Raw genomic sequence first — 13,397 nt, 5'->3', positions numbered from 1 at the left:
CCGTTGCGCGACAGGAACATAGTCTGACGCGCCGGCGTCGATCTCTCCACGACCCGCCGCACCGGAGCTGTCGTGAACCCACGGCGCCTATCCCTGACGTGCCCCCTTGCGGGTGCGGCAGCATGCGGTGACGCGACGAGCTGTCGCGTCACCGCTGCGGCCCTAGACCGAAAGGGCGGCCGTCGGGGAGGTGCGCGCCGCACGGATGGCGGGGAGCATCCCGGCGACGGCTCCGACGACGACGGTGACGGTGACGCCGGCGACGAGCACGCCGGGCGGGATGGCGACGAGCCAGCCGTTCCCGCGGGCGACGACGGCCGTGATCAGCCAGCCGAGTATCGTGCCGACGACTCCTCCGTATGCCGCGAGCAGCATCGCCTCGACGAGGAACTGCGACCGGATATGGCCCCTGGTCGCTCCGAGCGAGCGACGCAAGCCGATCTCACGACGGCGCTCGAGCACGGAGATCACCATCGTGTTCGCGACTCCGATGCCGCCCACGAGAAGAGCGATGGAGCCCACTCCGACGAGGAGCCCGGTGAACGCGTCGTCGATGGTGTTCTTCGCGGCGAGCGCATCGGACGGGCGGCTCACCTTCACCTCGCCGGGTGCTCTCGGATTGATGGTCGCGGGGAGCAGCCGGCGCACCTCCCCCACGCGGGCGTCGACGGACCGTTCGAACATGAGCGTCGGCGAGCCGCTGAATCCGAACTGGGCTGTCGCGAATGGAGCCCCGATGATCGCGGCGGAGTCGAGGTCCGGCGCGAGGGGGGAGCTCACGAGTATCCCGACGACGGTGAAGGAGACGCCGCCGATCCAGACCTGGGCTCCGGTGTCGTGGATGCCGAGCTTGCGTGCCGCGCGTTCTCCGAGCACGACCGCGGGGTACCGTTCGGTCGCGGTGTTCAGCCAGGAGCCTGCACGAAGTCGGGAGCTCGTGGCCTGCAGCAGATCCCGGTCGGCGGCCACGACGGCAAGCCCGCCCGTGGCCCCCCTGTCGATCTCCGCGTTCCGGTACACGTGCACGTCCTCGAGCGTCGCGATCCAGCTCGCCGTGCGAACGCCGTCGATGCGGCGGATCCTGTCGATCGCGTCGGCGGGGAGTCTGGTGTTCTTCCCGAGGACGTCCGTTCCCGCGGATGCGGTGAGCATGTCGGTGCCGAGGGAAGCCAGCTTCTCCTGCACCAGGGCTTGGCTGGAGGTGGAGATTCCGACGACCGCGATCATCGCGGCGATGCCGATGGCGATGCCGAGCGCGGACAGGGCTGCGCGCAGGGGGTGGGCTCTCAATCCATGCGTGCCCAGCCCGAGCAGATCGGTCCCGCGGATCCGGGAACGCCGCCCCGACGCGTTCACCGCGCCACCTCCGGTTGCCGCGCGCGCAGGTCCTGTTCGAGGCGACCGTCACGGATCGTGACATGGCGCGGAAGACGCCTCGCGAGATCCAGGTCGTGGGTGATCACGACCACGGTCGTACCGGCCTCGTGCAGTTCTTCGAGGATCTCGACCACGGTGTCTCCGGAGCGGGTGTCGAGGCTGCCCGTCGGCTCGTCGGCCAGGATCAGAGCCGGCTCGCCCACGACCGCGCGGGCGATCGCGACGCGTTGCCGTTCGCCTCCGGACAGTTGCCTCGGCCGATGCTGCAGCCGATGCCCGAGCCCGACCCGTTCCAGCGCGGCGACGGCCCGTCGCCGGCGTTCCTGCCGGGGCATTCCCGTGTAAAGGAGCCCCGTCGCGACGTTGTCGATCGCGCTGACGCCCTCGGCGAGATGGAACTGCTGGAAGATGAACCCGATCGTGTACGCGCGCAGCGCCGAGAGATCCTTGTCGGTGAGCGCCGTGACGTCCTGACCGGCGATGCGGATCCGTCCGGAAGTCGGCCGGTCCAGGGTGCCGATCAGGTTGAGCATGGTGGATTTCCCCGACCCGGAGGGACCGACGATGGCGAGCATCTCTCCGGGATCGATGGTGAGGTCCATGTCGGCCAAGGCGACCGTCGGCGGGTCACCGTAGCTGCGCGTCACGGAGCGCAATTCGACGATCGGGTMAGTCATCACCCACCACCACCTTGTCCCCGACCTTCAGATCGCCCTTCGTGACCTCGACCATCCCGTCTGCGAACGCTCCGAGCTGGACGCGCACCTTGTGACTCTTCACGCCCCGCATCACCTCGACGGCGTAGCCGCCTCCGGGATGCGCGAGGAGGGCGACCACGGGGACCTGAAGGGCATTCCTGCTCTTCAGCTGGGAGATCAGCACGGTCACGTCGGCATCGTCGAAGCCGTCCGCCGCGGCGGCATGGTCCAAGGTCACCGTCAGGGGCAGCGTGAGCTTCTTTCCCCCTGCCGGATCCTCTTCCTGCACAGGCGATCCGACTGCGACGACCTTCGCCTTCGCCTCCGCACCGTTGGGCAGCACCACGGTGACCTCGCCCCCCATGGGAACGGCCGCCTTGAGGGAGGGGTCGACCGAGGTGGTGATCACCTTTCCCGTCCCGGAGACACTCACCACAGCGGGCCCGGCGGCGGATCCGATATCGGTCTTCCGGCCGGCGATGCGCACGTCGTTCGAGGAGAAAACGACGCGCCCCATCTCGATCACGCCGGTCCGGTCCAGCCCCAGGGACTTCTGCCATCGTTCGATCGCGGCTTCGGTGCTCCACGCGAAATGCTGGTCCGGGTCCCCGGGGAAGAACCCCAACTCGGCGAGGCTGCGCTCCAGCTGCAGCACATCGGGACCGTCCTCCATGCCCTCCTCGAACGATCGCCACATCGGCAACTCGCCGCGCAGGAGCACCACGGGCTGATCGTTCACGCGGAACAGCTCACCTCCGTTGCCGACGACCGTCCCCGCTCCGGGCGTGCCCGTCACCGTCCCGCTCACGCTGGTGCCCAGATCCCTCGTCTGCCCGTAGCTGAGTTTCCCGTTCGTACGCACCCGATCGACGAGGTCGCCACGGGTCACCGACTGGGTCAGTGGGGGTACCCTCTTCGGCTCCGCCGTCACCCGGCTCGGCCACAGCAGGAACAGCACGCCGGCGACGACGGCTGCGGCGACGACCACGCCGATCGTGACGATGATCGCTCGGCGAGTGCGGCGGTGCGGCGGACTCGGCGCGGGCTCACGCAGATCGACGTCGGCGTCCTGCTCATCCGTCGCGGGCAGGGTCATTTGCCGCCCCCGAGTCCTGCGTCTTTGCTGCACCGGTCGATGTCCGCGGGATTCCAGGTGGACGGCATCGCCGGGCTCATCGGCGCTCCCCCGTGGGGATCGATCTTCGGGTCCGCGTAGTCGTATCCGGCCGCGCGCATGCATTTCGCGAACTTCAGCATCGATTCGTTCAGCTCGGCGGCCGACGGCACGCTCGGATCCGCCGGAGGGTTACCGAGGGCCTTGCGGCACGCAGATGCTGCGGCATCGAGCTTCCCCGAGTCGGATGAGGTGGTGGGGTCGTCCTTCATCGCCGAGAGATCGAACCCCTTCCCCTTCATGCAGTCGTGGAAGTCGTCCTGCCAGTCCGCGTAGGCCGTCTTGGCATCCCCCTGCTTCAGGTCTCCGCCCGCGTCGGGGGTCGTCGAGGTGCATCCCGCCAGCACGAGGGCCAGTGCGGCGCCCCCGAGAACGGCACCGACGAGACTGCGCCGATGGGCTCGGGTGGTGATCATGATCGCTTCCTTCCCGTCCGCCGCGTCTCGGCCGAACAGTCCCAGTTCAGTGCGGCGCCGGTTAGCAACCCGTAAAGGAACCCCTTGACGTTTCCCTTACCCCTCCGATGCTTGAATGGGCGCACCAGCGGAAAGGRGCGGCATGCGAGTTCTGGTCGTTGAAGACGAGGAGTACCTCGCCGAGGCCATCCGCGACGGACTCGCCCAGGCCGCCATCGCGGCCGATATCGCCGCCGACGGCGACGCCGCTCTGGCCGCGGTCGACGTGAACGACTACGACGCGGTCGTCCTCGACAGGGACATCCCCGGCGTTCACGGAGACGACGTGTGCAGGATCCTCACCGCGCGTGAAACTCGTCCGGCGGTACTCATGCTCACCGCTGCCGGGCRCCTCCATCAGAAGGTCGACGGCTTCGCCCTCGGCGCGGACGACTACCTGTCCAAACCGTTCGAGTTCCCCGAGCTCATCGCCCGATTGCGCGCCCTCGGCCGGCGCCGGTTCCACGCTCTGCCCCCGCAGCTGGAAGGGGGCGGGATCGTGCTCGACCCGATCCGTCGCACGGTCTTCCGCGACGGACGCCATGTGGCCCTCAGCCGCAAGGAGTTCGCCGTGCTCGAGATCCTGCTCCGCGCGGTAGGAGGGGCCGTCAGCGCCGAGATGCTGCTCGAGAAGGCGTGGGACGAGAACACCAACCCGTTCACCCATTCTGTGAAGGTCACCATCAGCACCCTGCGCCGCAAGCTCGGCGAACCGCAGACGATACGCACCATCCCCGGAGTCGGCTATGTCATCGATGAGTGAACCGATCGATCCCCGGGATGCGCGGCCCGAAACGCGCCGCTACCGGCTCACCGTCAGGACGCGCCTCGCGCTCACCTATGCCGCGCTCCTGTCCGGCGCAGGGCTGATCATGCTCGCGCTCATCTTCGTCGTCGTGGGGCTGCTGCCCACCTTCGAGTTCGCGGTGCCCACCACGCCCGCGATGCCGGCCGACGGCAGCCCGCCGGCGCCGGCGGAATCGACACCTTCCATCGTCGTGGCGTCCCGCGCGGACGTGCTCCGGCTCCTCCTGATCGTGTCGGTGGTCGTCTTCCCGCTCCTCGCCGCAGGAGGACTCCTCGCAGGATGGTATGTCGCGGGGCGCATGCTCCGCCCGCTGCGTTACATGGACGCGGCGGCACGGCGGGCGGCACAAGGACATCTCGACCACCGCATCAACCTGACCGGTCCCCGCGATGAGATCACCGACCTCGCGCACACCTTCGACGGAATGCTCGCCGAGCTGGAACGCTCCGTCGACTCCTACCGCCGGTTCGCACAGAACGCGTCGCACGAGCTGCGGACCCCTCTCGCGACGACGCGCGCGATGCTCGACGTCGCGCTCGGCGCGCCTTCGGACGACTCGACCGCGCTGCTGACCCGGCTAAGGACCACGAACGAGCGCAGCATCGTCACCGTCGACGCTCTCCTCGACCTCGCGGAGGTCAGCGCCCGCGCGATCAGGACCGACCCCGTCGACCTCGCCCGGCTCGTCGCAGGGCTCATCGACGAGGTCGGCGAGGAGGCCGCGCTGACCGACATCACGATCACCGCCGCACTCGACTCGGCCCCCGTGGAGGGAGACCCCGCGCTCCTCCGTCAGCTCGTCCTCAACCTGCTCCACAACGCGATCCGGCACAACATCCCCGGGGGCTGGATCACCGTCGAGACCCGCGACCGCACCGATACGGAAGTCGTCCTGCAGATCGCCAACAGCGGTGCGCCGATCCCCGCGACCGGAGTGGAACGGCTCTCGGAGCCGTTCTACCGCGCGACAGGCCGCACCTCGAAGGGTCCGGCCACGGGCCGCGGCCTCGGGTTGTCCATCGTCGCGGCGATCGCCGAACGGCACCAGGCCGAGCTCCTCTTCACCGCCCCCGACGAGGGCGGGCTGATCACTCGCCTCGCCTTCCCCCGACGCCGCCCCGCGTGATGACGCCTGTGAACTGACGCGTCCCGGATGGCGCGTTATCGCGCCGCCGGCTGCTGCTGGGTCGCGCAGTGGATCCCGCCGCCGCCCGCGGCGATGGGATCGATGTCGAGCTGCACGATCTCACGACCCGGGAACAACGCCGCAAGCGTCGTCTTGGCATGGCTGTCACCGGCATCGTCGCCGAACTGCGGCGCGATCACGGCACCGTTGCACACATAGAAGTTCACGTATCCGGCCGCGAAGTCGTCGTTCGCGAACTCCGGGCGCACCGTGCTCGGTCCCGGCAGGACGTGCACCTCGAGAGCGCGCCCCTTCGCGTCCACGGCGCTCCCGAGGATCTCGAGATGACGGCGGGTGACGGCATGGTCGTAGCTGTCCGGATCGTCGTCCCGACCCGCGACGACCACACCGGGTCGGGCGAAACGCGCATAGAAATCGGTGTGGCCATCCGTGATGTCCTTCCCGGCGATCCCGGGAAGCCAGATCACGTGGCGGATGCCCAGCAGCCGATCGAGCTCCTTCTCGACGTCCTTCTTCGACCACCCCGGATTACGGTTCTCGTTGATCACGCAGCTCTCGGTGATGATCGCCGTCCCCTCTCCGTCGACCTCGAGCGCACCGCCCTCGAGCACGAGCTCGGTGCGGATACGGCCCGTTCCCGCGTCCTTGCAGACTTCTTCCGCGACCCGGGCGTCGAGGGCGTGCTTCTGCTTGTCTCCCCAGCCGTTGAAGTTGAAATCCACCCCTGCCAGGCCGTCGTCGGTGCGCACGAAGGTCGGACCGGTGTCCCGCATCCACAGGTCGTCCGCATCCTGCTCGATGAGCTTCACGCCTTCGAGGTCGACGCCTGCGGAACCGCCCTTCGCGACCAGCGCGGTGACGGGCTCGTAGCGCGCGATCGTTCGCGCGAGCTCCTGCAGCGTCTCACGCACCGCAGGCGCCAGTTCCTCACCCCACACCTCGTCATCGACGTGAAGGCTCATCCAGGTGGAGGCGTGCTGAGCCCCTTCGTCGGGCATGACCCCGCCGACGGAGTCGGAGACGGGCGTCTTGCCGTCCGGGGTCGGGCTGCAGCCGGCCAATGTCGCGAGCGCCCCTGTTCCGGCGGCGACAAGGAGGGTACGGCGGGTGATGTCCATCGGGCGGGCTCGCTCTCGTCGAGGTCTCGTGTCAGGTCCGTTGCGCGCGGGCGACGTGAAGGATCGCTTCCGCGCCCGCCCGGATCAACGTCTTCGCCGCGGTGACGTCGATCTGGCCTGATAGCCAACGGCTGGACAGTCCCTCCACCAAGGCGGTCAGCAACGTCGTCGTCGTTGCCAGCTCCTCCTCGGGGACACCCGCCTTCTGCAGTGGTGCGTACAGGCGCTGCTCCCACTCGCGCGTGCTTCGGCCGAGGGCGGCCTGCAGCTCCGTTTCGAAAACGGCGATGGCGCGGATCTCGTTCCACACCACGGAGTCGTCCCGCACGTCGCTGTCTTCTTCGAACTCGGCGACGAGCAGGTCGATCACCGAGTCCGTGCCGTGCTCGGTTGCGGACGGACCTCGCTCCTGGACCGCCGTGTTGACCGCTTCGATCGTGGCGTTGAGGAGACCTGCACGATCCTCGAAGTGGTAGTAGACCAGCCCGAGCGAGACGCCGGCGCGCTTCGCGACGCGTTGCACGCGGAGACCGCGCACACCGCTGCGGGCGATCTCATGACGACTCGCCAGAAGGATTCGCTCGCGTGCGTCTGATTCCGTCATCGCTGCCTCCGTGATCATTCCTCCGAGATCCGTTCCGCCTGCGTGGGGACCCCGTCGTTCACCCCAGTCTCGGGCCAGATCCGGAGAGCGAGCAAATAGAACCCTCCGCCGACGAGCATCGACAGGGGCAGGCTCACGTCGAGCCCTCCGGCGATCTGCGCGAACGGAGCGACGTAGAGCTCGTTCTGCACGGTCAGGAGCCCCACCAACGCCCCCGCGAGCAGGGCGAAGACGGCCCGCAGATTCCACCCGTGGAAGAACCAGTACCGACCGCCGCCGCGTCCGAGACCGTAACGCTGCAGCGCGACGGGATCGTATCGGCCACGGCGGGCCACGATGAAGCCGATGCCGTTGATGATCACCCACGGACCTGCGACCGCGTTGAGCACGACGGTCATCGCCGTGATCGACGAGATCGCATCGGTGGCGATCACCCCCAGGTACATCACGGCGATCGCGATCACGGAAGTGATCAAGGTCGTCTGCGTGCGGCTCAGCCGCGGCACGATGGACTCGAGATCGAGCCCGCTCGCATAGATGTTGATGACGCCCTGCCCGAAACCTCCCATGATCGCGAGAACCAGCAGCGGCACGAGATACCAGCCGGGCGCGGTCCTCACCAGATCTGCGACGTACGAGGGGGACATGGTCACGAACGTGCTCGCCGTGAAGGCGCCGAACGCGGCTGTTGCGAAGAGCCCCAGGAAGATGCCCGCGCACGCGGCGACCGCGACCTGGCGATCCGTGAACCGCTTCGGATTGATCCTCCGCGCGTAGTCGCCGATGGAGGGCGCGTAGGAGAGCGGGCCTCCGATCGAGATCGTCACGGCGAAGAGCCAGGTCGGCCAGAACCCGCCGAGCAGGTACTCCCCCGTGCTGCGGCCCGCATCGAATCCCGGTGCGAACGCGAACATCCCGACGAGCAGCACGAGCCCGGCGATAGGGATGATGAACTTCTGCAGGGCGACGATCGTGCCGTGCCCGTACAGGGCGATGAGGACGACCTCGACGGCGATGATCGCGTAGCCGATGATGAAGGCGGTGCTGTTCTCCGGCGTGCCGAACAGTCGGTGCGCGCCGGCGACGAGCGCTTCACCCGACGTCCAGACCGCGATCGCTGCGTACGCGATCGCGAACAACAGCGTCAGGAACGATCCGAGCAGCCGGCCCCGCATGCCGAAATGCGCGCCGCTGGAGACCGGGTTGTTCGTGCCGGTCCGGCTGCCGAGCAGGGTCATCGGGATCATGAGCACGAGGCCGATCGCCAGCCCCACGGCGCTCGAGGCGATCGCCTGCCAGAAGTTCAGACCGAACGTGACCGGCAACCACCCGAAGATCACCACCGACAACGCGAGATTCCCGCCCACGAAGACCCGGAACATGTTCGCCGGCGAGGAGCGACGCTCCGCCGTGGGCACGTAGTCGACCCCGGCCTTCTCGATCCGGCCGAACTGATCGATCGTCTCGGTCGCTGATGTTCCCGTGACGGACACGGTTTCGACGCTCGGCGGCGCTGCCTTGCTCATAGATTCTGCTCCCTGATTCGGTTCTGCGTGGCTATGCTAGCCATGACTGAAAATTCAGTCAATGCCTTGTTTGCGACAAAAGGAGACGAAGTGGTCCTCCCTGAACCCACCGCGACGATCGCCGAACTCCGCGAGATGCTGCTGTCCGGATCCCTCTCGGCCCGGCAACTGCTGGATCAGCATCTGGAGCGGATCCGCGAGCACGCCGACCTCAATGCCATCGTCGTGCCGAATCCGGCGGCGAACGACGAGGCCGCGGAATCGGATTCCCGACTGCGCGCGGGCACGGCCCGCCCGCTCGAAGGCGTGCCGTTCACGGTGAAGGATTCGTACATGGTCCGGGGGCTGACCGTCGCGTCCGGCTCCCCCGCGTTCAAGGATCTCGTCGCCCAGTGGGATGCCTTCTCCGTGGAATCGCTGCGCCGGTCAGGTGCTGTCCTCATCGGCAAGACGAACATGCCCCCGATGGCCGATGGCGGAATGCAGCGCGGCCTGTACGGGCGCGCGGAGAGCCCGTTCAACGCGGAGTACCTCGCGGCCGCATACGCGTCCGGATCGTCGAACGGCTCCGCCGTCGCCGTAGCCGCATCCCTGTGCCAGTTCGGCATGGGCGAGGAGACGGTCTCCTCCGGCCGCAGCCCCGCATCCAACAACGGCATCGTCGCCTACACGCCGTCGCGCGGCGTCCTCTCCCTGCGCGGCAACTGGCCGCTCTTCCCGACCCGCGACGTGCCCGTTCCGCACACGAAGTCGGTCGCGGACATGCTCGAGATCCTGAATGTCCTCGTGCAAGACGATCCGCACTCCCGCGGGGACTTCTGGAGAGAACAGCGAGCGGTTCCCCTCCCCGCGCCCAGCTCGCATCGGCCGGAGGACTACCGCTCCCTCGCCACAGCAGGCGCCCTCCGCGGCATGCGCCTCGCCGTCCCGCGCCGGTATCTCGGAAAGTCGACCGACGTGCCGATCGACGTGCATCCCGACGTGCTCGGCCTCTGGGAGCAGACCCGCACGCTTCTCGAGAACGCCGGAGCGACGGTGGTCGAAACCGACTTCCCCCTCATCGACCAGTACGAGGGCACCAGCGAGGGGCACGACCGCCTCCACGAATTCGCCGAGCTCCCCGACGACTGGATGGCACACGAGTACACCACCCTGGTCGCGGCCGCGTGGGACGACTTCCTGCGCGCCAACGGCGATCCGGTCATTCCGCGCCTGGCAGGGGTCGACCCGGCAACGATCTTCCCCCTGCCCGAGGGCGCCCTGCCCGACCGCTACCCCGAGGTGGAGGACAACCTCAACCGATACGACGAGATCCTCGAGATCAGTCGGCGCCGGCCTGGCGCTCTCGACCCGGACGGACCTCCGCTGAGTGCCGCCGGCCTTCCCGGCTTCGACACCGCACTCCGGCGTTTGGAGTCGCTCCGCGAGGAATTGCTGGAGTCGTGGCTCGAGGAGAACGGCTTCGACGCCGTTGTGTTCCCCGCGAATGCCGATGTCGGCCGCGCCGACGCCGATCGGAACCCCGCCTCCGCGGAGCTCGCGTGGCGCAACGGCACCTTCTACTCCAACGGCAACCTGGCGATCCGCCACCTCGGGATCCCGACCGTGACGACGTCGATGGGGGTCATGGCATCGACCGGCATGCCGGTCGGTGTGACCTTCGCGGGCGCCGCGTACTCCGATCCCCGTCTCCTCAGCCTGGCCTGGGATTTCGAGCGCGTGCGCGGAGTGCGCCCGGTGCCGCCGTCGAGCGGAGGACGTTCGTCCTGACTCCGGCCACCCGCCGTCGTCGCCGACACCCGAGACCTCGGCGTGCGAGAGTCAGAGGCTCTGCCGCAGCGACCGCGCGACGGTGAGACCGGTGAAGAGGCATCCGCCGAGGAAAGTCCCTTCGAGGGCGTTGTAGCCGTGGGCGCCGCCACCGCCGAACCCGGCGGCTTCACCGGCGGCGTAGAGCCCGGGGACCGGATGTCCGTCGAGTCCCGGCACACGGCCTCCGAGATCCGTCTGGATGCCGCCGAGCGACTTGCGCGTGAGCGTGCGCAGCCGGACAGCGATGAGCGGACCGGACTTCGCGTCGAGGAGCCGATGCCGGCGAGCGACCCTGGCGAGCCGGTCACCACGGTAACGGCGAGCGTTGAGTTGTGGCCAGGGGCGACCGAGTGAGAGGTCGCGTCGACGTGCCCGTCAGTGACGTCCTGCCCGTTCACCCCGTCGAGCCGGATGACCGTTCTCCCGGATGGGCGGGTTCTCGAAGGGATTACGCGCTCGTCCAGATGTCCTCCAGGAAGCGGCGCACCTGTTCGATCTGCTCCCGGTCCTCGGGAGCCTGGCCCATGAACACACCGTGCAGGGCGCCCTCCCACACATGAAGTTCCGCGCGGACGCCCGCCCGGAGGAGCTTGCGGTGAAGTCGCACCGTGTCCGAGAGAAGGAAGTCTCTCGTCCCGGCCGTCAGGATGGCCGGAGGGAAGTCCTCGGTGAAGGTCCCGAACAGGGGCGAGATGTACGGCTCGGTCAGTTCGCGGCCGTTTCGATACAGCTCCAGCATGTTCTCGAACCGTCCCGGGAGCGCAAAGCTGTTCGTGGTCCAGGTGTCGCCCGCCAGGGTGAAGTCCACGCAGGGAGAGATGAGGACTGCGGCGGCTGGCATGGGCAGGCCCTCATCGCGCGCTCGCAGGAGCAACGCCGCCGTGAGATTGGCGCCACCGGATTGCCCGCCGATCGCGATGTTCTCCGGTTTGTGTGTTCGCAGGAGATGGCGATACACCGTGATGCAGTCATCGAGGCCGGCAGGAAACGGGTCCGAGGGAAGTTGGCGGTAGTCCATCCCCCAGGTCTGCACTCCGATGTTCGCAGCGATCAGCTGCGTGGAGCGACGGGCAGTCGCACCGCCACCCCAGATGAAACCGCCGCCGTGAATGTAGAGAAGGACTCGCTCGTCGTCGCTGCCGATATCGTCCGGCTCGGCGATGAAGAACCTGGCTCCGTCGACTTCGGCCGGCTCAACCATCGCGATGACGTCCGTCGCGACCGCTCCCGTGGTTGCGAGAGCCAGGGCCTCCACGGTCGCCGGGTCGTCGGAGGCAGCCGCCTCTCCGAGGGCGCGCCAGGCCATGACATCATCGGGTGCGGGATCGGGCTGCGGAGGACGTTGTGCCACGAGCGCCAGGATGTTCTGCGCCTCAGGGCTGATGCTGCTGGGGATGGGGAAGGTGGTCATGGGTGGTCTCTTTCGGCAGGGGTGGGGATTCGGGGGCTCAGCGGTCGAGGAGTGGCGAGTGGCGCTGACGCTCTGCCACGGCACGTCGGCCGAGCCAGTACAGGCTCGGCTTGGCCGTGCGCAGGAAGGTGGTCCGGTCGACGGCGATGAGCCCGAACGTGGGCCCCCAGTGGCCCCACTCGTAGTTGTCGAGGATGCTCCAGTGCAGGTATCCGCGGACATCGACTCCCTCGGCGACCGCTGCTGCGAGCCCGGCAAGAGCCTCTTCCGTGTAGGCGATGCGGCGTGTGTCGTCTGCCGTCGCGATTCCGTTCTCCGTGACGAGAACGGGGACGCGCGCCACCTCCGCGGCGTGGCGCACGGCCGTGCCGAGAGCATCGGGCCGGTAGGCGGCGCCCGTGAGCGAGTTGTCCGGATGCGGAGGGTGCGCGACGAGGCCGTTCTCGTCCACGGCCTGGGACGAATAGGACTGGACTCCGAGGAAGTCATCCTCGCGGGACGCCTCGAGGTAGAGGTCCTCCCAGTCATAGCGGACGGACGCGAGCTTGTCCTCGTTGCCGGGCGTGGCGGTGAGTGCCAGACAGGCCACGCTCCAGCCGACCCTTGCACCGGTTGCATCGCGGAGGATATCGCGCACGGCGCGGTGCAGCTCGATGAACCGCCTTCCGATCTCCGGATCCGGGTCGGGAAGCCGCGCGGCCCGCGCAGCGCCGCTCTCGTCTTCGACGGTGGGGCTGACCCACTCACCGGCATCTCCGGCATCGAACACCTGCTGCGCTTTGAGCATCATCGAGAGCATGTTGGGTTCGTTGAAGGTGATGATCCACTCGACGTCTGTGAGGATGGGGATGACCGTGTCGATGTAGGTTCGCCACCGCTCGAATGCCGTGTCGCCGGTCCAGCCTCCCTCTTCGGCGAACCAGAGAGGGATCGTGAAGTGGTTCAGAGTGATCACGGGCGTGAGGCCCAACTCGCGAGCGGTGTCGATCATGCGCCGATAGTGGGCGAGTTCTGCGAGCGAGACGTGGCCCGCTCGAGGCTCCACGCGCGCCCACTCGACACCGAAGCGGTAAGTGTCGAGCCCCGCGTCCGCCAGCAGCTGCATGTCCTCGCGGTAGCGGTGGTAGCTGTCGACGGCATCGCCGCTGGGCTCCATGCCCGGGAAGCTGCCTTCGATCTTCCACCAGTCGCTAGCGAGGTTGTTGCCCTCGATCTGGTGGGGTGCGGAGGAGGCGCCCCAGAGGAAGCCGGGTCGGAAGTGGGACAT

Annotated in this window: 12 protein-coding genes and 1 pseudogene; 3 read left to right on the top strand and 10 right to left on the bottom strand. The window is 68.1% G+C overall.

Annotated features, from left to right (window positions below; all coding sequences use genetic code 11):
- Positions 1-162: 162 nt before the first annotated feature.
- From AC1DG4_RS11915 to AC1DG4_RS11900, 4 genes are read right to left on the bottom strand one after another with little or no spacing between them, the layout of a single operon-like run.
- Positions 163-1,356, bottom strand: coding sequence for an ABC transporter permease (locus AC1DG4_RS11915; RefSeq protein ID WP_477378424.1), 1,194 nt, complete (start codon positions 1,354-1,356; stop codon positions 163-165).
- Positions 1,353-2,024, bottom strand: coding sequence for an ABC transporter ATP-binding protein (locus tag AC1DG4_RS11910; RefSeq protein WP_477421252.1), 672 nt, complete (start codon positions 2,022-2,024; stop codon positions 1,353-1,355). The genes AC1DG4_RS11915 and AC1DG4_RS11910 overlap by 4 nt, the downstream gene beginning before the upstream one ends.
- Positions 2,005-3,171, bottom strand: a complete 1,167-nt coding sequence (locus AC1DG4_RS11905; protein WP_477421251.1) for a peptidoglycan-binding protein — start codon at positions 3,169-3,171, stop codon at positions 2,005-2,007. Before AC1DG4_RS11905 ends, AC1DG4_RS11910 begins: the two co-directional genes overlap by 20 nt.
- Entirely contained in the window at positions 3,168-3,665 is a 498-nt protein-coding gene (locus AC1DG4_RS11900; protein WP_477378418.1) for a hypothetical protein, read from the bottom strand. The genes AC1DG4_RS11905 and AC1DG4_RS11900 overlap by 4 nt, the downstream gene beginning before the upstream one ends.
- A 142-nt stretch (positions 3,666-3,807) precedes the next feature.
- Here AC1DG4_RS11900 and AC1DG4_RS11895 point away from each other — a divergent pair, with 142 nt between their 5' ends.
- Together AC1DG4_RS11895 and AC1DG4_RS11890 are read left to right on the top strand one after the other, a co-directional pair.
- Complete coding sequence (locus AC1DG4_RS11895) at positions 3,808-4,467, top strand: response regulator transcription factor (protein WP_477421250.1); 660 nt, start codon at positions 3,808-3,810, stop codon at positions 4,465-4,467.
- Positions 4,460-5,638 carry a sensor histidine kinase gene (locus tag AC1DG4_RS11890; RefSeq protein ID WP_477378414.1) on the top strand — a complete coding sequence of 393 codons (1,179 nt, stop codon included), beginning with the start codon at positions 4,460-4,462 and terminating at the stop codon, positions 5,636-5,638. Before AC1DG4_RS11895 ends, AC1DG4_RS11890 begins: the two co-directional genes overlap by 8 nt.
- A 35-nt stretch (positions 5,639-5,673) precedes the next feature.
- Here AC1DG4_RS11890 and AC1DG4_RS11885 read toward each other — a convergent pair whose 3' ends face one another.
- From AC1DG4_RS11885 to AC1DG4_RS11875, 3 genes are read right to left on the bottom strand one after another with little or no spacing between them, the layout of a single operon-like run.
- On the bottom strand, positions 5,674-6,777 hold the full coding sequence (locus AC1DG4_RS11885; protein ID WP_477378412.1) for an agmatine deiminase family protein: 1,104 nt from the start codon (positions 6,775-6,777) through the stop codon (positions 5,674-5,676).
- A 31-nt stretch (positions 6,778-6,808) separates the two neighbouring features.
- Positions 6,809-7,381 carry a TetR/AcrR family transcriptional regulator gene (locus AC1DG4_RS11880; protein WP_477378410.1) on the bottom strand — a complete coding sequence of 191 codons (573 nt, stop codon included), beginning with the start codon at positions 7,379-7,381 and terminating at the stop codon, positions 6,809-6,811.
- Positions 7,382-7,395: 14 nt separating this feature from the next.
- The gene (locus AC1DG4_RS11875; protein ID WP_477378408.1) at positions 7,396-8,907 is read right to left on the bottom strand and encodes a purine-cytosine permease family protein; all 1,512 of its coding nucleotides are present in this window, start codon (positions 8,905-8,907) and stop codon (positions 7,396-7,398) included.
- Positions 8,908-8,949: 42 nt separating this feature from the next.
- Here AC1DG4_RS11875 and AC1DG4_RS11870 point away from each other — a divergent pair, with 42 nt between their 5' ends.
- Positions 8,950-10,677 carry an amidase gene (locus AC1DG4_RS11870; protein ID WP_477378406.1) on the top strand — a complete coding sequence of 576 codons (1,728 nt, stop codon included), beginning with the start codon at positions 8,950-8,952 and terminating at the stop codon, positions 10,675-10,677.
- Positions 10,678-10,728: 51 nt separating this feature from the next.
- Here AC1DG4_RS11870 and AC1DG4_RS11865 read toward each other — a convergent pair.
- The 3 genes and pseudogenes from AC1DG4_RS11865 to AC1DG4_RS11855 all read right to left on the bottom strand — a co-directional run.
- Positions 10,729-11,046 (bottom strand): annotated as a pseudogene (locus AC1DG4_RS11865) (FAD-binding protein); the annotation flags it as partial.
- Positions 11,047-11,167: 121 nt separating this feature from the next.
- Complete coding sequence (locus AC1DG4_RS11860) at positions 11,168-12,130, bottom strand: alpha/beta hydrolase fold domain-containing protein (RefSeq protein ID WP_477378404.1); 963 nt, start codon at positions 12,128-12,130, stop codon at positions 11,168-11,170.
- A gap of 37 nt (positions 12,131-12,167) precedes the next feature.
- Positions 12,168-13,397, bottom strand: a complete 1,230-nt coding sequence (locus AC1DG4_RS11855) for a family 1 glycosylhydrolase (protein ID WP_477378402.1) — start codon at positions 13,395-13,397, stop codon at positions 12,168-12,170.

Source organism: Microbacterium sp. 05N427 (assembly GCF_056397105.1).
Note: the sequence above shows the minus strand (reverse complement) of the source record. Positions and strands in the feature narration are given on the sequence as shown.

Coding starts and splice junctions, on each gene's coding strand:
- AC1DG4_RS11900 (WP_477378418.1), bottom strand. CDS start 3,665: ATGATCACCACCCGAGCCCATCGGCGCAGTCTCGTCGGTGCCGTTCTC.
- AC1DG4_RS11890 (WP_477378414.1), top strand. CDS start 4,460: ATGAGTGAACCGATCGATCCCCGGGATGCGCGGCCCGAAACGCGCCGC.
- AC1DG4_RS11885 (WP_477378412.1), bottom strand. CDS start 6,777: ATGGACATCACCCGCCGTACCCTCCTTGTCGCCGCCGGAACAGGGGCG.
- AC1DG4_RS11880 (WP_477378410.1), bottom strand. CDS start 7,381: ATGACGGAATCAGACGCACGCGAGCGAATCCTTCTGGCGAGTCGTCAT.
- AC1DG4_RS11875 (WP_477378408.1), bottom strand. CDS start 8,907: ATGAGCAAGGCAGCGCCGCCGAGCGTCGAAACCGTGTCCGTCACGGGA.
- AC1DG4_RS11870 (WP_477378406.1), top strand. CDS start 8,950: ATGACTGAAAATTCAGTCAATGCCTTGTTTGCGACAAAAGGAGACGAA.
- AC1DG4_RS11860 (WP_477378404.1), bottom strand. CDS start 12,130: ATGACCACCTTCCCCATCCCCAGCAGCATCAGCCCTGAGGCGCAGAAC.
- AC1DG4_RS11855 (WP_477378402.1), bottom strand. CDS start 13,397: ATGTCCCACTTCCGACCCGGCTTCCTCTGGGGCGCCTCCTCCGCACCC.